General features: G+C 50.1%; 13 protein-coding genes, 4 tRNA genes, 3 rRNA genes and 1 riboswitch. Of the genes, 4 read left to right on the top strand and 16 right to left on the bottom strand.

What is annotated here, in order from left to right:
• Positions 1-24: 24 nt before the first annotated feature.
• Entirely contained in the window at positions 25-123 is a 99-nt protein-coding gene (ilvL, locus tag AC0IXI_RS22845) for an ilv operon leader peptide (protein ID WP_072279198.1), read from the bottom strand.
• A gap of 355 nt (positions 124-478) precedes the next feature.
• Here ilvL and AC0IXI_RS22850 point away from each other — a divergent pair, with 355 nt between their 5' ends.
• Positions 479-1,999, top strand: coding sequence for a YifB family Mg chelatase-like AAA ATPase (locus AC0IXI_RS22850; RefSeq protein ID WP_471683157.1), 1,521 nt, complete (start codon positions 479-481; stop codon positions 1,997-1,999).
• Positions 2,000-2,025: 26 nt separating this feature from the next.
• Here AC0IXI_RS22850 and AC0IXI_RS22855 read toward each other — a convergent pair whose 3' ends face one another.
• Positions 2,026-2,364, bottom strand: coding sequence for a MaoP family protein (locus AC0IXI_RS22855; protein WP_064515136.1), 339 nt, complete (start codon positions 2,362-2,364; stop codon positions 2,026-2,028).
• 58 nt (positions 2,365-2,422) lie between these two features.
• On the opposite strand from AC0IXI_RS22855, the gene hdfR reads away from it, so the two are divergent.
• Complete coding sequence (gene hdfR / locus AC0IXI_RS22860; protein ID WP_471683158.1) at positions 2,423-3,307, top strand: HTH-type transcriptional regulator HdfR; 885 nt, start codon at positions 2,423-2,425, stop codon at positions 3,305-3,307.
• A gap of 78 nt (positions 3,308-3,385) precedes the next feature.
• Here hdfR and AC0IXI_RS22865 read toward each other — a convergent pair.
• From AC0IXI_RS22865 to btuB, 9 genes are all read right to left on the bottom strand, one after another.
• Positions 3,386-3,461: transfer RNA gene (locus AC0IXI_RS22865), tRNA-Trp, on the bottom strand.
• Positions 3,462-3,515: 54 nt separating this feature from the next.
• A tRNA-Asp gene (locus AC0IXI_RS22870) sits at positions 3,516-3,592 on the bottom strand.
• Positions 3,593-3,655: 63 nt separating this feature from the next.
• Positions 3,656-3,771: ribosomal RNA gene (gene rrf, locus AC0IXI_RS22875) — 5S ribosomal RNA — on the bottom strand.
• Positions 3,772-3,882: 111 nt separating this feature from the next.
• Positions 3,883-6,791 (bottom strand): 23S ribosomal RNA (locus tag AC0IXI_RS22880).
• A gap of 206 nt (positions 6,792-6,997) precedes the next feature.
• Positions 6,998-7,073 (bottom strand) — tRNA-Ala (locus AC0IXI_RS22885).
• Between the two features lie 114 nt (positions 7,074-7,187).
• Positions 7,188-7,264: transfer RNA gene (locus AC0IXI_RS22890), tRNA-Ile, on the bottom strand.
• Positions 7,265-7,333: 69 nt separating this feature from the next.
• Positions 7,334-8,872: ribosomal RNA gene (locus AC0IXI_RS22895) — 16S ribosomal RNA — on the bottom strand.
• The 16S, 23S and 5S rRNA genes sit together here with 4 tRNA genes alongside, the layout of an rRNA operon.
• A gap of 383 nt (positions 8,873-9,255) precedes the next feature.
• Positions 9,256-10,122, bottom strand: a complete 867-nt coding sequence (murI, locus tag AC0IXI_RS22900; RefSeq protein WP_471683159.1) for a glutamate racemase — start codon at positions 10,120-10,122, stop codon at positions 9,256-9,258.
• Positions 10,067-11,935, bottom strand: a complete 1,869-nt coding sequence (gene btuB, locus AC0IXI_RS22905) for a TonB-dependent vitamin B12 receptor BtuB (RefSeq protein WP_134187619.1) — start codon at positions 11,933-11,935, stop codon at positions 10,067-10,069. Before btuB ends, murI begins: the two co-directional genes overlap by 56 nt.
• Positions 11,936-12,003: 68 nt before the next feature.
• Positions 12,004-12,319, bottom strand: a riboswitch (cobalamin riboswitch).
• A 109-nt stretch (positions 12,320-12,428) separates the two neighbouring features.
• Here btuB and trmA point away from each other — a divergent pair.
• Positions 12,429-13,529, top strand: coding sequence for a tRNA (uridine(54)-C5)-methyltransferase TrmA (gene trmA / locus AC0IXI_RS22910; protein WP_471683160.1), 1,101 nt, complete (start codon positions 12,429-12,431; stop codon positions 13,527-13,529).
• Positions 13,530-13,574: 45 nt separating this feature from the next.
• Here the strand turns inward: trmA and AC0IXI_RS22915 are convergent, their stop codons facing one another.
• Both AC0IXI_RS22915 and fabR read right to left on the bottom strand, forming a co-directional pair.
• Positions 13,575-13,931, bottom strand: a complete 357-nt coding sequence (locus tag AC0IXI_RS22915) for a YijD family membrane protein (RefSeq protein ID WP_424221622.1) — start codon at positions 13,929-13,931, stop codon at positions 13,575-13,577.
• Between the two features lie 14 nt (positions 13,932-13,945).
• Positions 13,946-14,590, bottom strand: a complete 645-nt coding sequence (gene fabR, locus AC0IXI_RS22920) for an HTH-type transcriptional repressor FabR (protein WP_115631628.1) — start codon at positions 14,588-14,590, stop codon at positions 13,946-13,948.
• 192 nt (positions 14,591-14,782) lie between these two features.
• Between fabR and sthA the strand changes: the two genes are divergently transcribed.
• Positions 14,783-16,183 (top strand): Si-specific NAD(P)(+) transhydrogenase, encoded by a 1,401-nt coding sequence (sthA, locus tag AC0IXI_RS22925; RefSeq protein ID WP_034461384.1) that lies wholly within the window; start codon positions 14,783-14,785, stop codon positions 16,181-16,183.
• Here the strand turns inward: sthA and oxyR are convergent.
• From oxyR to AC0IXI_RS22940, 3 genes are all read right to left on the bottom strand, one after another.
• Complete coding sequence (gene oxyR, locus AC0IXI_RS22930) at positions 16,157-17,083, bottom strand: DNA-binding transcriptional regulator OxyR (protein ID WP_064515114.1); 927 nt, start codon at positions 17,081-17,083, stop codon at positions 16,157-16,159. The two genes, sthA and oxyR, sit on opposite strands and share 27 nt — an antisense overlap.
• Before the next feature lie 269 nt (positions 17,084-17,352).
• Positions 17,353-18,726, bottom strand: coding sequence for an argininosuccinate lyase (gene argH / locus AC0IXI_RS22935; protein ID WP_134187621.1), 1,374 nt, complete (start codon positions 18,724-18,726; stop codon positions 17,353-17,355).
• A gap of 216 nt (positions 18,727-18,942) precedes the next feature.
• Entirely contained in the window at positions 18,943-20,160 is a 1,218-nt protein-coding gene (locus tag AC0IXI_RS22940; protein ID WP_064515111.1) for an argininosuccinate synthase, read from the bottom strand.
• Positions 20,161-20,180 lie beyond the last annotated feature (20 nt).

Genomic DNA, 20,180 nt, shown 5'->3' on the forward strand with positions numbered 1-20,180 from the left:
TTCTTTTCGATTCAGGCTTGATTTTTAAGCCTTTCTTTCTCCAAGTGCAGCCCCGCACGGTGGGATAATAATCACCACCACGCTAATCACGACCAGGCTAATCACTCGTAGAAGGGCTTTCATGTTTGTTTATTCTGTCTACTTGTTCGAAGTAATACCTACAGAGTTATCACAGAGTCAGTTAAAAGCACAAGAATTTTTTATATTGAAACAGAGGCTGAAAAAATTGGCTGGCAGAAAAACTATTTGTTTTCAGCAAATAACGAGATAGTGAAAATATTTCATATAGAGCGATTTCTTATCTCTATTGCCAAAAACTCTTCCAGAAATAAATCTTTTGCGAAGTTCATCGCAGCATTATTTTCAAAAAAGAAATCTCACCCGAAAGTCTGGAAGGCATTACGAAGAACATTATTTCACCTCTTTATGCACTATTAGCAAGCTGACAGGATAAAAGTTCACCCAAGAGGAAAGAGCGATGTCACTGGCAGTTGTTAATACAAGGGCAGCATTAGGCATTGCAGCCCCATTGGTCACCGTAGAGGTTCATATCAGCCAAGGGTTACCAGGTTTAACCCTTGTGGGTTTACCAGAAACCACTGTCCGTGAAGCTCGGGACAGAGTACGAAGTGCCATCATCAACAGTGGCTATACTTTCCCGGCCCGGAAAATCACGATAAATCTCGCGCCGGCAGATCTTCCTAAGGAAGGCGGCAGGTATGACCTACCTATTGCTCTCGCATTGTTGGCAGCGTCTGAGCAGCTCTCTATTGATAAGTTAAGTGAATATGAGTTCGTTGGTGAACTCGCGCTTACTGGGGCTCTACGAGGCGTCCCTGGCGCAATTTCATCTGCTATGGAGGCTTTAAAATCAGGGAAGAAAATAATCGTTGCCGATGAAAACTCCGCTGAACTTAGTTTGATAACACAAGCTGGCTGCCTTATTGCAAACCACCTCACTGAAGTCTGCGCATTCCTTGAAGGCAGAGCCGAATTATCAGCTCCAGAAAAACGACAGCAGCAACACATTGAATATCGGCAAGACCTTAATGAAATTTTTGGTCAGTCTCAGGGGAAGCGAGCACTAGAGATCACCGCGGCTGGTGGGCATAACCTATTACTCATTGGCCCCCCAGGAACGGGTAAAACCATGCTGGTCAGCCGCCTGAATACTTTACTCCCCCCTTTAAGCGACGGTGAAGCACTGGAGAGTGCAGCCATTCTAAGCCTGGTCAATCCACATTCTTTACAGCAACAGTGGCGCCAGCGCCCATTCAGAGCGCCTCATCATAGCGCTTCACTGAGTGCAATGGTTGGTGGAGGTTCAATTCCAAGACCCGGTGAAATTTCTCTGGCACATAACGGTGTGTTATTTCTCGATGAACTCCCGGAATTTGAACGCCGTGTGCTTGACGCATTACGCGAGCCTATAGAATCAGGGGAAATTCATATTTCCCGTACCCGTGCAAAAATTAGCTACCCTGCCAATTTTCAACTTCTGGCAGCTATGAACCCAAGTCCAACAGGTCACTATCAAGGTAAGCATAATCGCTGCACACCCGAACAAACGCTGCGCTACCTTAGCCGCCTTTCAGGGCCTTTTCTTGATAGATTTGATTTATCCACAGAGATCCCACTTCCGCCACCGGGAATGCTAAGTAATCCCGGTGTAAGCAGCGAAAGTAGCGCAGACGTAAGAGCAAGAGTCATCGCTACACAACAGCGACAGTATGATAGACAGCAAAAGTTAAATTCGAGACTGGATAATCATGAAATCAGAAAACATTGTGCCATTGAGCACAATGATGCCATGTGGCTTGAAGAGACATTGGCGAAGTTGGGGTTGTCGGTGCGTGCATGGCATCGATTATTAAAAGTTGCACGAACAATTGCAGATATTCAGGAACACAAACAGATACAGAGGGAACATCTTCTAGAAGCATTGAGCTATCGGGCGATTGACCGATTACTCATTCACCTACAACAGTTAACAGGATAAAAAATGGGGCTTTCGCCCCATTTTTATTAATCATCACTGTCGGTATAGTCTTCAACCGCATCCGCCTGCGGCTTGCCACCGGAGAGGGTATGGAAACGTTTAGGACGCTTAATTCGCGTCATATACTTGCTCCACACACGTTCCGCATCTGTCACCGGCTCACGTTGACCACGGCATACAGCTACAAACAGAACTTCCTCTTCAGTACCAGGCTCACGCTTGCCAAGATCCAGCTCATTGAACGCATAACCATGGCGCTCTAATAACTGGGCTTCTTTGATGGTGAAATCACCATGGCGAGCGAACCCACGCGGATAATGTTTATTATCGAAAAACCGATTAGTCGTCGTAAAGCTTTCCGCCATCCTGCACGCTCCTAATTCTCTTGGTCGAGCTATTTATGGCGCGGAGTATTAGTTACGCTTGACAGAGCGTCAAACAAAACATTTAAATCATAACGACAAATTTTTTTGGGAGAGAGTTGTGGATACTGAATTATTAAAAACGTTTCTTGAAGTGAGCCGAACGCGGCATTTTGGGCGGGCTGCAGAGGCTCTTTATCTAACGCAATCAGCAGTTAGCTTCAGAATTCGTCAATTAGAGAATCAACTCGGCGTGAATCTTTTTACTCGTCATCGTAATAATATTCGCCTGACGACAGCAGGTGAGCGTTTGTTGCCTTATGCAGAAAACCTCATGAATACCTGGCTCGCTGCCAAAAAAGAAGTTTCCAACACATCTCAGCACAATGAGCTAACGATTGGTGCTAGTTCCTCACTTTGGGAATGCATGCTTTCTGAATGGCTTGTTGCACTGTATCAACAGCACAAAGGTCTTCAATTTGAAGCCCGTATTTCCCAACGCCAGTCGCTAGTTAAACAATTGCATGAACGTCAGCTTGATCTGCTGATCACGACAGAATCGCCAAAGATGGACGAATTTTCATGCCAGTTATTAGGGCATTTTAACCTGGCACTATTTTCTTCTTCACAACAAAGCTCAAAAACAGGGTTAACGTATTTACGTCTGGAGTGGGGTCCTGATTTTCAACAGCATGAAGCGGGCCTTATCAACAATGATAGCATTCCAGTTCTAACGACTAGCTCAGCACAAATAGCCTATAAATTGTTGGCACCACTCAATGGTTGTTCATTTTTACCCATCGAATGGGCCAAAGAATGCGAAGGAATTTACCAGGTACCCGATACAAATATACTTTCGCGCCCTTTGTATGCAATCTGGCTACAAAATAGCGATAAACAAAGCACAATCAAAGAGTTATTAAAGACACCACTTATGGCGCAGTAATGCGCTTTTATAGATTTGAGGGATAATTTGAGGAATTTTAGGCAAAAAAATCCTTTGCCGAAGCAAAGGATCATTATATGGCAGGGGCGGAGAGACTCGAACTCGCGACACCCGGTTTTGGAGACCGGTGCTCTACCAACTGAGCTACGCCCCTAAATAACGCTTATTATTAAGCCCGCTGATTAAGCAGGCATAATTTTTTTATAAGTGGCGGAACGGACGGGACTCGAACCCGCGACCCCCTGCGTGACAGGCAGGTATTCTAACCGACTGAACTACCGCTCCACCGAATTTCTTTCTTATTACCACCAGATGTCACATTCTGGCTTTTACTGCTTTGAATTTAGAGCCTGGCAGTTCCCTACTCTCGCATGGGGAGACCCCACACTACCATCGGCGCTACGGCGTTTCACTTCTGAGTTCGGCATGGGGTCAGGTGGGACCACCGCGCTAGTGCCGCCAGGCATATTCTGTTTCATCAACCGTCATGCTTTCACATAACCATCGACTTAAAATCTCGGTTCAAGCTGAAAATCAAATGCTTAGTCTCTCAACCAAAACACCTTCGGTGTTGTAAGGTTAAGCCTCACGGATCATTAGTACTGGTTAGCTCAACGTATCGCTACGCTTACACACCCAGCCTATCAACGTCGTAGTCTTCAACGTTCCTTCAGGGGAATCAAGTTCCCAGGGAGAATTCATCTCGGGGCAAGTTTCGCGCTTAGATGCTTTCAGCGCTTATCTTTTCCGCATTTAGCTACCGGGCAATGCCATTGGCATGACAACCCGAACACCAGTGATGCGTCCACTCCGGTCCTCTCGTACTAGGAGCAGCCCCCCTCAATTCTCCAGCGCCCACGGCAGATAGGGACCGAACTGTCTCACGACGTTCTAAACCCAGCTCGCGTACCACTTTAAATGGCGAACAGCCATACCCTTGGGACCTACTTCAGCCCCAGGATGTGATGAGCCGACATCGAGGTGCCAAACACCGCCGTCGATATGAACTCTTGGGCGGTATCAGCCTGTTATCCCCGGAGTACCTTTTATCCGTTGAGCGATGGCCCTTCCATTCAGAACCACCGGATCACTAAGACCTGCTTTCGCACCTGCTCGAGCCGTCACTCTCGCAGTCAAGCTAGCTTATGCCTTTGCACTAACCTCACGATGTCCGACCGTGATTAGCTAACCTTCGTGCTCCTCCGTTACGCTTTAGGAGGAGACCGCCCCAGTCAAACTACCCACCAGACACTGTCCGCAACCCGGATTACGGGTCTACGTTAGAACACCAGCCATTAAAGGGTGGTATTTCAAGGTTGGCTCCACAAGAACTGGCGTCCTCGCTTCAAAGCCTCCCACCTATCCTACACATCAAGGACCAGTGTTCAGTGTCAAGCTATAGTAAAGGTTCACGGGGTCTTTCCGTCTTGCCGCGGGTACACTGCATCTTCACAGCGATTTCAATTTCACTGAGTCTCGGGTGGAGACAGCCTGGCCATCATTACGCCATTCGTGCAGGTCGGAACTTACCCGACAAGGAATTTCGCTACCTTAGGACCGTTATAGTTACGGCCGCCGTTTACCGGGGCTTCGATCAAGAGCTTCAGCTTGCGCTTAACCCCATCAATTAACCTTCCGGCACCGGGCAGGCGTCACACCGTATACGTCCACTTTCGTGTTTGCACAGTGCTGTGTTTTTAATAAACAGTTGCAGCCAGCTGGTATCTTCGACTGCCTTCAGCTCCATCCGCGAGGGACTTCACCTACCGACAGCGTGCCTTCTCCCGAAGTTACGGCACCATTTTGCCTAGTTCCTTCACCCGAGTTCTCTCAAGCGCCTTGGTATTCTCTACCTGACCACCTGTGTCGGTTTGGGGTACGATTTGATGTGACCTGATGCTTAGAGGCTTTTCCTGGAAGTGCGGCATTTGTTACTTCAGCACCGTAGTGCCTCGTCATCACACCTCAGCGTTAGATAAGAGTCCGGATTTACCTAAACTCTCCGCCTACATGCTTAAACCGGGACAACCGTCGCCCGGCTAACATAGCCCTCTCCGTCCCCCCTTCGCAGTCACACCGAGTACAGGAATATTAACCTGTTTCCCATCGACTACGCCTTTCGGCCTCGCCTTAGGGGTCGACTCACCCTGCCCCGATTAACGTTGGACAGGAACCCTTGGTCTTCCGGCGAGCGGGTTTTTCACCCGCTTTATCGTTACTTATGTCAGCATTCGCACTTCTGATACCTCCACCTACCCTCACAGGTAAGCTTCGACGGCTTACAGAACGCTCCCCTACCCAACAACGCATAAGCGTCGCTGCCGCAGCTTCGGTGCATGGTTTAGCCCCGTTACATCTTCCGCGCAGGCCGACTCGACCAGTGAGCTATTACGCTTTCTTTAAATGATGGCTGCTTCTAAGCCAACATCCTGGCTGTCTGTGCCTTCCCACATCGTTTCCCACTTAACCATGACTTTGGGACCTTAGCTGGCGGTCTGGGTTGTTTCCCTCTTCACGACGGACGTTAGCACCCGCCGTGTGTCTCCCGTGATAACATTCTTCGGTATTCGTAGTTTGCATCGGGTTGGTAAGCCGGGATGGCCCCCTAGCCGAAACAGTGCTCTACCCCCGAAGATGAGTTCACGAGGCGCTACCTAAATAGCTTTCGGGGAGAACCAGCTATCTCCCGGTTTGATTGGCCTTTCACCCCCAGCCACAAGTCATCCGCTAATTTTTCAACATTAGTCGGTTCGGTCCTCCAGTTAGTGTTACCCAACCTTCAACCTGCCCATGGCTAGATCACCGGGTTTCGGGTCTATACCCTGCAACTTAACGCCCAGTTAAGACTCGGTTTCCCTGCGGCTCCCCTATACGGTTAACCTTGCTACAGAATATAAGTCGCTGACCCATTATACAAAAGGTACGCAGTCACCCCATAAAAGAGGCTCCCACTGCTTGTACGTACACGGTTTCAGGTTCTGTTTCACTCCCCTCGCCGGGGTTCTTTTCGCCTTTCCCTCACGGTACTTGTTCGCTATCGGTCAGTCAGGAGTATTTAGCCTTGGAGGATGGTCCCCCCATATTCAGACAGGATACCACGTGTCCCGCCCTACTCTTCGAGTTCACAGCAAGTGCATTTTTGTGTACGGGAGTATCACCCTGTACCCTGCGACTTTCCAGACGCTTCCACTAATGCACAAACTGATTCAGACTCTGGGCTGTTCCCCGTTCGCTCGCCGCTACTGGGGGAATCTCGGTTGATTTCTTTTCCTCGAGGTACTTAGATGTTTCAGTTCCCTCGGTTCGCTTCGTTAAGCTATGTATTCACTTAACGATAGTGCAACGAATTGCACTGGGTTTCCCCATTCGGAAATCGTCGGTTATAACGGTTCATATCACCTTACCGACGCTTATCGCAGATTAGCACGTCCTTCATCGCCTCTGACTGCCAGGGCATCCACCGTGTACGCTTAGTCGCTTAACCTCACAACCCGAAGATGTCTCGTAAGACACACTCGTATGTTGTGAAAATTTGAGAGACTCGAACACACTTCTATTCCTTTCTTATTACGGAGAAAGGAAACAGTGTGTCGTTTCAATTTTCAGCTTGTTCCGGATTTTTAAAGAGCAAATACTTCTCAGCACACTGTTAAACAGTACACTTAGAAGTATTGGGTGAGCATGAAATGATGGTGGAGCTAAGCGGGATCGAACCGCTGACCTCCTGCGTGCAAGGCAGGCGCTCTCCCAGCTGAGCTATAGCCCCATCGATTTCGTAAAACCTTTGATTTACCGTGAATTCTTCACTGTTCAAGGCGCGACTACACGACGCATAGTTAACTATGCGAGCTGGAGTTGCAACGCAGAACAGGGGAGAATTTGGTAGGCCTGAGTGGACTTGAACCACCGACCTCACCCTTATCAGGGGTGCGCTCTAACCACCTGAGCTACAAGCCTATAAGGTTTTACTGCTCGTTTTCTATCAGACAATCTGTGTGAGCACTACGCGGGTTTGTATCTTTTAGGTAAGGAGGTGATCCAACCGCAGGTTCCCCTACGGTTACCTTGTTACGACTTCACCCCAGTCATGAATCACAAAGTGGTAAGCGCCCTCCCGAAGGTTAAGCTACCTACTTCTTTTGCAACCCACTCCCATGGTGTGACGGGCGGTGTGTACAAGGCCCGGGAACGTATTCACCGTAGCATTCTGATCTACGATTACTAGCGATTCCGACTTCACGGAGTCGAGTTGCAGACTCCGATCCGGACTACGACGCACTTTATGAGGTCCGCTTGCTCTCGCGAGGTCGCTTCTCTTTGTATGCGCCATTGTAGCACGTGTGTAGCCCTACTCGTAAGGGCCATGATGACTTGACGTCATCCCCACCTTCCTCCAGTTTATCACTGGCAGTCTCCTTTGAGTTCCCGGCCGAACCGCTGGCAACAAAGGATAAGGGTTGCGCTCGTTGCGGGACTTAACCCAACATTTCACAACACGAGCTGACGACAGCCATGCAGCACCTGTCTCACAGTTCCCGAAGGCACTAAGGCATCTCTGCCGAATTCTGTGGATGTCAAGAGTAGGTAAGGTTCTTCGCGTTGCATCGAATTAAACCACATGCTCCACCGCTTGTGCGGGCCCCCGTCAATTCATTTGAGTTTTAACCTTGCGGCCGTACTCCCCAGGCGGTCGACTTAACGCGTTAGCTCCGGAAGCCACTCCTCAAGGGAACAACCTCCAAGTCGACATCGTTTACGGCGTGGACTACCAGGGTATCTAATCCTGTTTGCTCCCCACGCTTTCGCACCTGAGCGTCAGTCTTTGTCCAGGGGGCCGCCTTCGCCACCGGTATTCCTCCAGATCTCTACGCATTTCACCGCTACACCTGGAATTCTACCCCCTCTACAAGACTCTAGCTTGCCAGTTTCGAATGCAGTTCCCAGGTTGAGCCCGGGGATTTCACATCCGACTTGACAAACCGCCTGCGTGCGCTTTACGCCCAGTAATTCCGATTAACGCTTGCACCCTCCGTATTACCGCGGCTGCTGGCACGGAGTTAGCCGGTGCTTCTTCTGCGAGTAACGTCAATCACTGTGGTTATTAACCACAATGCCTTCCTCCTCGCTGAAAGTACTTTACAACCCGAAGGCCTTCTTCATACACGCGGCATGGCTGCATCAGGCTTGCGCCCATTGTGCAATATTCCCCACTGCTGCCTCCCGTAGGAGTCTGGACCGTGTCTCAGTTCCAGTGTGGCTGGTCATCCTCTCAGACCAGCTAGGGATCGTCGCCTAGGTGAGCCATTACCTCACCTACTAGCTAATCCCATCTGGGCACATCTGATGGCAAGAGGCCCGAAGGTCCCCCTCTTTGGTCCGAAGACGTTATGCGGTATTAGCTACCGTTTCCAGTAGTTATCCCCCTCCATCAGGCAGTTTCCCAGACATTACTCACCCGTCCGCCGCTCGTCACCCAGGAGCAAGCTCCCTGTGCTACCGCTCGACTTGCATGTGTTAGGCCTGCCGCCAGCGTTCAATCTGAGCCATGATCAAACTCTTCAATTAAAAGCTTGATTTGCTTCAACTCGTGAAGCGGTGCTCAAAAATTAACTTTCGTAATAATTCAACTAAATGAATTACTGCTTGGTCACTCTTCAAGACTTGATATTTTTTTGTACCCGAAGGTACTTGAGATATCAATCCTGCGAGTGCCCACACAGATTGTCTGATAAATTGTTAAAGAGCAGTGAGTTGCGTGCTTTCGCTTGCTAACTCGAGGATGCGTATATTACGCCTTCCTCTTTCAGAGTCAAGCGTTTATTTTCGCTTTTCGTCTGGCTGACAAGCCGGTTTGTAAGCCGTTGTGCCGTGTCAGTGGAGGCGCAGTATAGGGATTTTCTGGAAGCTGACAACCCCTATTTTCAATTTTTATTTCAACCGTCGATTTTTTATTCGAAATCGCTACAAACAGCCAGTTTTTCAAGCCTTGGGAAGCCATAACGCTGCAAAACGGGTGCTAATTGTGCAATCTCAGGCGTAAGCCCCATACAGAACGCAATGTTCTCATCAGAAGATAATGCTTTCGGAGATTCATGCTCTAAAAGCCATACGGTACGGCGAGCAATCGCAGCACCTGAATCAATCAGCCTGGTGCCTTCCGGCAGGACTTGCAGTAACTCTTCTTCTAATAGAGGGAAATGAGTGCAGCCTAATACAACTGTATCAGGTGGCTCTTTCATTCTTAGCCATGGACGAAGGATCTTACGCAGTTCTTCAAGGTCGACAGCGTACCCGTGTAATTTGGCCTCTGCTAACTCCACCAGCTCTGCCGAACCGAGCATTTCGATTTTGCATTCTGACGCAAAGCGCGCAACCAGCTCGTGAGTATAAGGACGGCGAACCGTACCGCGCGTTGCAAGCAAACCGACAACACCGTTAGTCGTCAGACGCGCAGCAGGTTTAATAGCAGGGACAACGCCGGCGACGGGGAAAGCGAATTTTTCACGTAGCGCAGGAAGCGAAACGGTACTCGCCGTATTACAGGCGATGATGGCGAGCGCGAGTGGGTAACGTTCCTGAACCGCAGTAACAATTTCAACTACGCGCTCAACAATGAACTCTTCGCTTTTCTCACCGTAGGGAAATGCCACGTTATCGAAGGCATATATATAGTGCAGGTCAGGCAAAAGCTGCCGGACTTCGTCATACACAGAAAGCCCACCGACACCGGAATCGAAAACCAGTACGGTGGGACGTGTATTAGAAGGTATAGCTGCCAGTGAGGTAGTATTCCCGTCCTGGGGTTTGATAGCCATAAACCGTCTCGTAATCTTTATCGAACAGGTTGGCAATTCTACCACGAACGGTTAGCTGTGAGGTGACAGGATATGATGCGGAAACATCAACAGTGCTGTAACTCGGCAAAACCTGCTGAGTCGGGCTGTACGAAGAAGTATTGTTGTCGTAGCGTTTGCCGTAGTACTGCCACGCAACATCCATATCGACATTAAACATACTCCAGTCGAGCTGATACTTCGCCTGACGTTTGGCGCGACGAGCCAACACCTCATCAGTCTGGTCATCACGCGGGTCCATATACTGAAGCGTCACTTTATGGGTAAAGATGCCGGTATCAACGCTGCCCGTCCATTCCAGCCCTTTGATGGTCGCGGACTTGATGTTGTCGTAATTCCCTTCGAAAGATCCCGGGGCAGAATAGTAGGTAATGAGGTTTTCTATCTGGTAATGATAAGCCGACAAGCGCCAATCTACTGGCCCTGTCAATCCTTCAAGTCCGGCTTCCCATTGTTTAGACTCTTCTGGCTTCAGGTTTGGATTTGAGTCGATACCAAAACGTGTCGAACCAAACTGCTGCCCAAGCGATGGCGCGAGGAACCCGGTACCATAAGAGACCGTCGCACGATAACCTTCAACAAATTCCCAGCCAGCGGCCGTCTGCCATGTGCCGTGCCAGCCAAATTGTTCGTCATTATCTTCACGACCAGAGGCTTCCAGCGTCACATCACCAAACTGCTGCTGACCGCTGAGGTAAGCACCCGTGTTATCGCGCTTATAGGTATCAGACATCGCAGTGTCTGAAGACGTCAAGCGCTGCTGCTGCCAATCAACGCCTGCACTGACTGAGCCATTTCCTACAACAAAGTTATTACCCCACTGAATGTTACGCTGGGTCATATTATCGAGAGTGGTACCGTCGTTATAGCGGCCATTCACGCTGCTATAGTTGTAGTCTTTTACTTTTTGATAGCTAGCCAACAACTGGGAAGAGTAAAGGCCAGAATGGAAGCGCATGCCCGCATCGAATGTCTGGTTGTAAAGTTGCTCTTCATCGCCACCACCGGCATACCCATACGACCCCTGGTCGTAATCAGTATTGTTGGTATAACCGTAACCACGGAAGAAACCATCAAACTCGTCACTGAACTTATGCTCAAGCCCACCCCAGAAAGATTTGCTGCGATAGCCATCACGATCGCTATCGCCGCTATAAGGTGAGTCCGGCAAGACGTTGAAGCCTTTGGTCGTTTCATACGAACCAGCCACCGTCGCCACGGTGTCGCCAAAGCGATGACGCAAAGTACCGTCGTATTGCTGATAGCCGTTCGAGCCTACACCCGCATTGATTTGCGATTTATCTTCATCGGTTTGCGTGATGATATTCACCACACCGCCAATTGCGCCCGATCCATAAACAGCTGAGCGAGGGCCGCGAATGTATTCGACGCGTTGCACCAATGAAAGGGGGATTTGATTGATATCAGCAGTGTTAGAGATTCCTGGACGAGCGATAGGAATACCATCTACCAGCACTAACACATGGCTTGCATTGGTTCCGCGAATAAACATAGAAGAACCTTGCCCAATACCGCCGTACTGCGCGATATCCACGCCAGGCAAACGACGCATCACATCGTTAAGCGATTTTGCCTGCCATTGGTCAATGTCTTCCCGGGTAACAACATCGGTTGGAGCCAGAACAGTATTGACGGGTTGCTGAAAACGATTTGCCGTCACCACCAGGTTTTCTTCAGAATTGCTGTCTTGCGCCCAGCCAGAAAAAGCCGTTACGGACAACGCCGTAAGCAGCGAAAGTTTTTTTAACTTCATTTATATAAGCATCCGCTTTTAAATCAAGGATGCCGCAGACATAACCGATAGCACGCGATAGTTATGACAAATTGCGACGTATACCGGCAGGTCTTCGGGCTTGGATGTGTTTTATTTACGGATGATGACTTCCCACTTTTCCCGTCATACTTCAAGATGCAGATGCGTTGGCTGCGCCCGTGCACCCCAGTCGCATAGTTAGGCTATGCTCCTGCGGACTTACGGTCTGGCCGCCTTCCTGCATCTCGAATTATTTGGGGTACATATAAGCAGTGTCTGCACATGGCATTCATCCCACTATTCCTTACCGCTGCGCGTCAGCCCCAGAATTGCACTGGGTTCCCTTTTAACTCATGTAAAAAGGCCGGAAACGCTATGCTACGATTTTGTTAATAAGCTTGTCTATAAGCATCAAAATGCAACAGCGCTGGACATCACGAGCCTAATCCCTACAATCGCCGCGTAGTTTGACTTTATTAACAGGTAGCCGCTTATGACTCCAGAACATCTCCCGATAGAACTTTACGACGCGCAACTGGCCGAAAAAGTCGCCCGATTGCAAAGCATGATGGCCCCTTTTGCAGCTCCCGCGCCGGAGGTGTTCCGTTCGCCAGTCAGCCATTACCGGATGCGCGCTGAATTCCGCATCTGGCACGATGAAGACGACCTGTACCACATCATGTTTGACCAGGAAACTAAGCAACGTATTCGGGTCAATAGTTTCCCGGCAGCAAGTGAACTTATCAACGCACTAATGCCAGCAATGCTCGATGGTGTGCGCGATATTCCCGCCCTGCGTTTTAAGCTTTTCCAGATTGATTATCTGACTACCATGAGCAATCAGGCTGTGGTTTCGTTGCTTTATCATCGCAAGTTGGGTGAAGAGTGGCAGCAACACGCTGAAGCATTGCGCGATAATCTGCGTGCTCAGGGTTTCAACGTTCATTTAATTGGACGCGCGACCAAAACCAAGATCGAACTGGATCAGGATTTTATTGATGAGCGTTTAACCGTTGCCGGTAAAGAGATGATTTATCGCCAGGTTGAGAACAGCTTCACTCAGCCAAACGCGGCAATGAATATTCATATGCTGGAATGGGCACTGGATGCAACTCAGGGTTCCAGGGGCGACCTGCTGGAATTGTACTGTGGTAACGGTAACTTCTCTCTGGCGCTAGCACGTAACTTTAACCGTGTACTGGCGACTGAAATCGCCAAGCCATCTGTCGCTTCCGCGCAATACAACATTGCAGCGAATGAAATCGACAACGTGCAGATTATCCGCATGTCAGCAGAAGAGTTTACTCAGGCGATGAATGGTGTGCGTGAATTCAGGCGTCTGGAAGGGATCGACTTGAAAAGCTATCAGTGCGAAACCATTTTCGTCGATCCACCGCGCAGCGGTCTGGATGCAGACACGGTGAGGATGGTGCAGGCATACCCACGTATTCTCTATATTTCCTGCAACCCGCAGACCCTATGCGAGAATCTGGAAGTATTAAGCGAAACCCATAATGTTTCGCGCCTGGCGCTCTTCGACCAGTTCCCGTATACGCATCATATGGAATGCGGCGTGTGGCTGACACGCAAATAGCAAAACGGACGCCTCGGCGTCCGTTATTATTTCTGGCTAAGAATACTATTCAGTTACCTGCGCTTTACGGGCACGAACTTTGAAACCAATCCAGAACAGCAATGCAACTGAAAGCACCGCAGGCAAGAAGTTAGAACCAATCACCGGATACTCAGCCCGCACAACTGCGCTATATAACAAGACACCTAGCACAAAGCACGCCGCAGCAATACTTGGCAGGCCAACTGGCATCGTGCGGTTCAGGTAGCGTTGATGCAAACAGTACACCGTCAGCACCAGCGTGATCATCGGGAAAATGGAAAACGGCACAACCGAGCTAAATAACGCGGCAAACGTTCCGTTAATTGCCAGGCCTGCAATAAACGCCAGCCCGAGCGTACCTCTGTCTTGTAACTGTTTCATTGCTCTTCCTTTACTCACTCTTCAGATATTTGAGCTAATGCCACTTTTTCTTGCTCCCGGCGATACCAGTAGTACGCACCTTTTGAAATCATGCGCAGCTGGAGTACCAGGCGCTCTTCAAGCTGACGACGCTGATCGGCATCAACGTCCAGCGCTTCGGCACCAGCACTAAAGACAATCGTAACCATCGCTTCTGCCTGCGCTTCAGTAAAACTACGCGGCATGCGATTTTCGAGTTCAAGATAGTCAGCAAGTTCCGCAATAAAGTGCTGAATTTCACGGGCGACAGCGGCACGAAATGCGGCAGATGTTCCAGAACGCTCACGTAACAACAAACGAAATGCGTTGGGATTATTACCGATAAATTCCATAAATGTTGAGACAGAAGTACGAATTACGCTCCCGCCTTTGGCAATTCGCTGGCGAGCCTGGCGCATTAACTGGCGCAGCATCAGGCCGCTTTCATCAACCATCGTTAAACCCAGTTCGTCAACATCACGAAAGTGGCGATAAAACGATGTTGGCGCTATACCAGCCTCACGGGCGACTTCGCGCAAACTCAGGCTGGCAAAACTTCGTTCAGCACTTAACTGGCTAAACGCGGCTTCGACCAGAGAACGCCTGGTTCTTTCTTTTTGTTGCGCTCTTACACCCATCATATTGCCTGAATCTCTTAATCGAACTCGCACTATACCAGAGAATAACTTAACTGGTTTTATACAGGATTGTGAATGATTGTTTACGCGAGCCGCTTCGCGTAACGCAGCAAAAAGCACAAGGATAATTGGGTTATCCCGCTGTTGATGTTACCATTGTGTTGCTTTTATGTATAAGAACAGGTAAGCCTTACCATGTCACACACCTACGATTATGACGCAATAGTAATTGGTTCCGGTCCTGGCGGCGAAGGTGCCGCAATGGGGCTGGTGAAACTCGGAGCAAGGGTAGCCGTTGTTGAGCGCTACCATAACGTGGGTGGCGGTTGCACTCACTGGGGAACCATCCCCTCAAAAGCGCTGCGCCACGCAGTCAGCCGCATTATCGAATTTAACCAAAACCCTTTATACAGCGACCACACACATCTCCTCCGTTCATCCTTCGCCGATATTCTTAATCACGCTGATAGCGTCATTAACCAACAAACTCGCATGCGCCAGAGCTTTTATGAGCGTAATCGCTGCGAGATGTTGCAGGGCGACGCACGCTTTGTAGATGCACATACTATCTCGCTGGAATGTCACGATGGCTCGGTGGAGATGATCACCGCCGAGAAGTTCATTATTGCTTGCGGCTCGCGCCCTTATCGTCCGCCAGAAGTCGATTTCAGCCATCCGCGGGTGTACGACAGCGATTCCATTCTTAACCTCCACCATGAACCACGCCACGTCATTATTTATGGTGCAGGGGTGATTGGTTGCGAGTATGCGTCGATCTTCCGTGGCATGAACGTCAAGGTTGATTTGATTAATACCCGCGATCGCCTGTTGGCGTTTCTCGATCAGGAGATGTCCGACTCGCTCTCTTACCACTTCTGGAATAGCGGCGTCGTTATTCGCCACAACGAAGAGTTTGAGAATATCGAAGGCGTGGAAGATGGCGTCATTGTGTCGTTAAAGTCTGGCAAAAAAGTGAAAGCTGACTGCCTGCTTTATGCGAACGGGCGCACGGGTAATACCGATTCGCTGTCACTGGAAAATGTTGGGCTGGAAGCAGATGGCCGTGGTCTGTTGAAGGTCAACAGCATGTACCAGACTGCACAACCGCATATTTATGCCGTTGGCGATGTGATTGGTTACCCGAGCCTGGCATCTGCGGCTTACGATCAGGGCAGAATCGCGGCCCAAGCTCTGGTTAAAGGCGAAGCAACGGCGCATCTGATTGAAGATATTCCGACAGGTATTTATACCATTCCGGAAATCAGCTCCGTCGGGAAAACCGAGCAGCAGTTAACGTCGATGAAAGTGCCGTATGAAGTGGGCCGGGCGCAGTTCAAGCACCTTGCGCGCGCGCAAATCGTTGGCATGAACGTAGGCACGCTAAAAATTCTCTTCCATCGTGAGACGAAAGAGATTTTAGGGATCCACTGCTTTGGTGAGCGTGCGGCCGAAATTATTCACATCGGCCAGGCAATTATGGAGCAGAAAGGGGGTGGTAACACGATTGAGTACTTTGTTAACACCACCTTTAACTACCCGACCATGGCGGAAGCCTATCGAGTAGCGGCTTTAAACGGCTTGAACCGCTTGTTTTAACTCTGGCTCAAAATGGCCATCCATGTGCGTGCGGATGGCCTCAGCGAGTTGCTCATAGCGACCACGCAGTGGAGAACCCGGACGATAAACCAGACCGATAGTACGACGCGGCTCTGGTTTATAACATGGCAGGTAAACCACACCGTCCCGGCAGCGCTCGTTTGGAACTGCCAGCGCAGGTAACAATGTTATCCCACTTCCGGCTGCCACCATGTTACGCAGCGTTTCAAGGCTGGTTGCACGGAAATGCGTGTCTTCTTCCGCTCCCGCTTGAAAACAGAAACCTAATGCCTGATCGCGCAGGCAGTGCCCGTCTTCCAACATCAACAGCTTTTCACCTGCAAGATCCGATAATGGAACGCGATCACGGTCCGCCCACGGGTGGTCCTGGTAAATCGCCAGCATCATTGGCTCATCAAACAGCGGCACTTCAATAAAGGCTTCACTCTCTTTCACCAAAGCGAGAATCGCACAGTCGAGTTTTCCGCTATCAAGCTGCGCTAACAACTGATGGGTCTGCGCCTCGTGCAGGTACATTTCTAGTTTCGGGAAAGTTTTATGCAGCATCGGGATAATCTGCGGCAGCAGATAAGGCCCAACGGTTGGGATCAAACCGATGTGCAGCGGCCCGGACATTGCCTCGCCCTGCTGACTCGCCATCTCTTTAAGGACTTTTACTTCACGCAGCACAGTGCGAGCCTGGTCCACCAGCAACAAACCCGCCTGAGTGAACAACACTTTACGGCTAGTGCGTTCAAGCAACATCACGCCGAGTTCATCTTCAAGTTTACGAATCTGACCGCTAAGCGTTGGCTGACTGACATGGCAGGCATCCGCTGCCCGACGAAAGTGACGATGCTCAGCCAGCGCCACCAGGTATTCTAGATCACGAATATTCATTCTCTATCCTCCGTCGCCATGATAGCCCATGGCGATAGAAATCATAGCAACGAACGATTATCCCTATCAACCATTGATAATGAATAATAGTCATCAACAGCACAAACCATCCATGACCCGGTTGTGCCGTAGGGGGAAACCCCTTGTTCTCCGAACAAAAACTGAAGCCAACGTGAATTATTTAGCGGACATTATGTCCGCTCTTTTTTTATAAGCTAAAAACAAAAAAGCCCGGCACAAGGCCTGGCTCATTTTATGTGGCAAAGCTTCTACACCAGACGTTGCTTCGCGTCCGCAATCGCTCGCGCTACCTGCTGAGGAGACACGCCGCCTTTGGCTGCACGTTTATCCAGGCAAGACTGCAAAGAGAGGATCGGGTAAACATCATCACCGATTGTGGCACTGAATTTCTGCAAATCAGCAAGCGGCAATGCTTCCAGCGCTTTACCCTGGCGAATCGCTTCGACTACCGCTTCACCCACAATATGGTGCGCTTCACGGAACGGTACGCCTTTCGCTACCAGGTAATCAGCCAGTTCAGTTGCGTTGGCATAACCCTGCTCGGCAGCTTCTTTGCAGCGCGGGCGTTTAACCTGAATACCATCCAGCACCAGCACGGACATATGCAAACAATCCATCCAGGTATCGAGCGCGTCGAACAGACCTTCTTTGTCTTCCTGCATATCTTTGTTATACGCCAGCGGCAGTCCTTTCAGGGTCATCATCATGCCCGTCAATGCCCCCTGCACACGGCCACATTTACCACGGATAAGCTCCAGCGCATCCGGGTTCTTCTTTTGTGGCATCAGGGAAGAGCCAGAGGTCACGCGGTCAGACAGCTCAACAAACCCGGCTTCACCGGTGTTGAAGAAAATCAGATCTTCTGCGAAACGGGACAGATGAACCATGCCAATAGAGGCATCAGAAAGCAGTTCCAGCACGTGGTCACGATCGGAGACGCTATCCAGGCTGTTGCGCGTTGCGGATGCAAAACCTAACCAGCCCGCCAGTTGCTCGCGGTCGATTTCATAGGCTGTACCGGCCAGTGCGCCGCTGCCCAGCGGGCTAACGTCGAGGCGCTCAAGGGTACTTTGCAAACGGCTTTCATCACGCGCCAGCATTTCAACATAAGCCAGGCACCAGTGAGCAAACGTCACCGGCTGCGCACGTTGCAGGTGCGTGTAACCCGGCATCACTGCATCCTGGTTATTTTCAGCGGTTTCAACCAGCGCATGTTGCAGTTGGCGAGTCGCACCCAACAATTCACTGATTTGCATTTTGCACCACAGTTTAAGATCGGTAGCAACCTGGTCATTACGGCTACGGCCAGTGTGGAGTTTTTTACCCAACGCACCGACTTTGTCAATGAGTTTGCCTTCCACCCAGCTGTGAATATCTTCCGCATCGCTCTCAAGGATCGCCTGCGGATTGGCATGCACTTCTTCCAGCAGGAAATTCAATGCCTGCTCAAGTTCGACCTGCTCAGCAACAGTCAGAACACCCACGGTAACCAGCGCTTTGGACCAGGCGACAGAACCCACAATGTCTTGCTCCGCCAGTCGGTAATCAAAGCGTAATGAGTCATTGAACGATTTGAACCGCTGATCTGCTGCCTGAGTAAAACGTCCACCCCAAAGTGCCATAGTGATGCTCCATTGATTAAATGATTCGACTACCGTCAGGCGTTATCGTCGAAGGCAGTTTGGACACGGCCAGCGCGCAGGAACCGGAGCGTACATGAAGTACGTGAGGATTATGCGCTTCGCTTACCCCTTCGGGGCCGACCTTTGGTCGTTCAAAACACAGAGTGTTTTGTCCAAGCACTGCCCGGGTTCAAAATGACAAGTAAGATAGCCTGATTACTTCTTAAGTTCGTTTAAAGCACGAATACGTGATGACAAAGAGAACAGACGGATAAAGCCGCCCGCGTGGCTGTGGTCATACACTTCGTCTTCGCCGAACGTTGCGAACTCTTCGCTATAAAGGCTGTTCGGAGATTTTTTCTGCTTCGCAGTGACATGGCCTTTATACAGCTCAATAATCACTTCACCGTTCACTTCTTCTGCCAGCGATTCCGCTGATGCCTGCAGCGATTTACGCAGTGGTGCGAACCAACGGCCGTCATAAACTACGTAGGACATTTCCAGGCCCAGTTGTTCACGCCATTTGAAGCTATCGCGATCCAGAACCAGTTGCTCAACGCCACGCAGTGCAGCCATCATAATGGTGCCCCCTGGAGTTTCGTAGCAGCCACGGGATTTAATCCCTACCAGACGGTTTTCGACGATATCAATACGACCGATGCCGTGCTTAGAACCAATCTTGTTCAACGTTTCCAGGCACTGGAACGGCGTCATCGCTTCGCCGTTAACGGCAACGACTTTGCCTTTCTTAACCGTAACGGTAACTTCTTCAGCCTGATCTGGTGCTTCTTTAGGATCAACAGTCCAGACCCAGCAATCTTTGTTCGGTGCATTCCACGGGCTTTCCAGCACGCCGCCTTCGGTAGAGATGTGCCATGCGTTTTCGTCACGGCTGTAGATTTTCTCAAGAGAAGCGGTAGTCGGGATGTCACGCTCTTTCAGGTAATCAAGCAGTGCTTCACGGGAACGCAGGTTCCACTCACGCCATGGCGCAACCACTTTCAGATGTGGTGCCAGTGCCGCCCATGCGGATTCGAAACGTACCTGGTCGTTACCTTTACCGGTCGCACCGTGGCACAGCGCATCTGCGCCCACTTTATTTGCCACATCAACCAGCGCTTTAGCGATAAGCGGACGCGCCATAGAAGTACCCAGCAAATAGGTGCCTTCGTACAGTGCGCCGGTCTGCAATACCGGATAAACGTAATCACTGATGAACTCTTCACGCGCATCGACGACGTAGCACTCAGTTGCACCGGAGCGCAGTGCTTTTTGCTCAACGCCTTTCAGGTCTTCACGGTCCTGGCCGATATCCACCACACATGCGACCACTTCACAGCCGCCGTAGTTTTCCTTCAGCCATGGAATAATGGCTGAAGTATCAAGGCCGCCAGAGTATGCGAGAACGATTTTTTTGATGCCGTGATTTTGCATTGTCTTATCCTTCAAAAACT

The organism is Buttiauxella sp. AC038 (assembly GCF_979253565.1).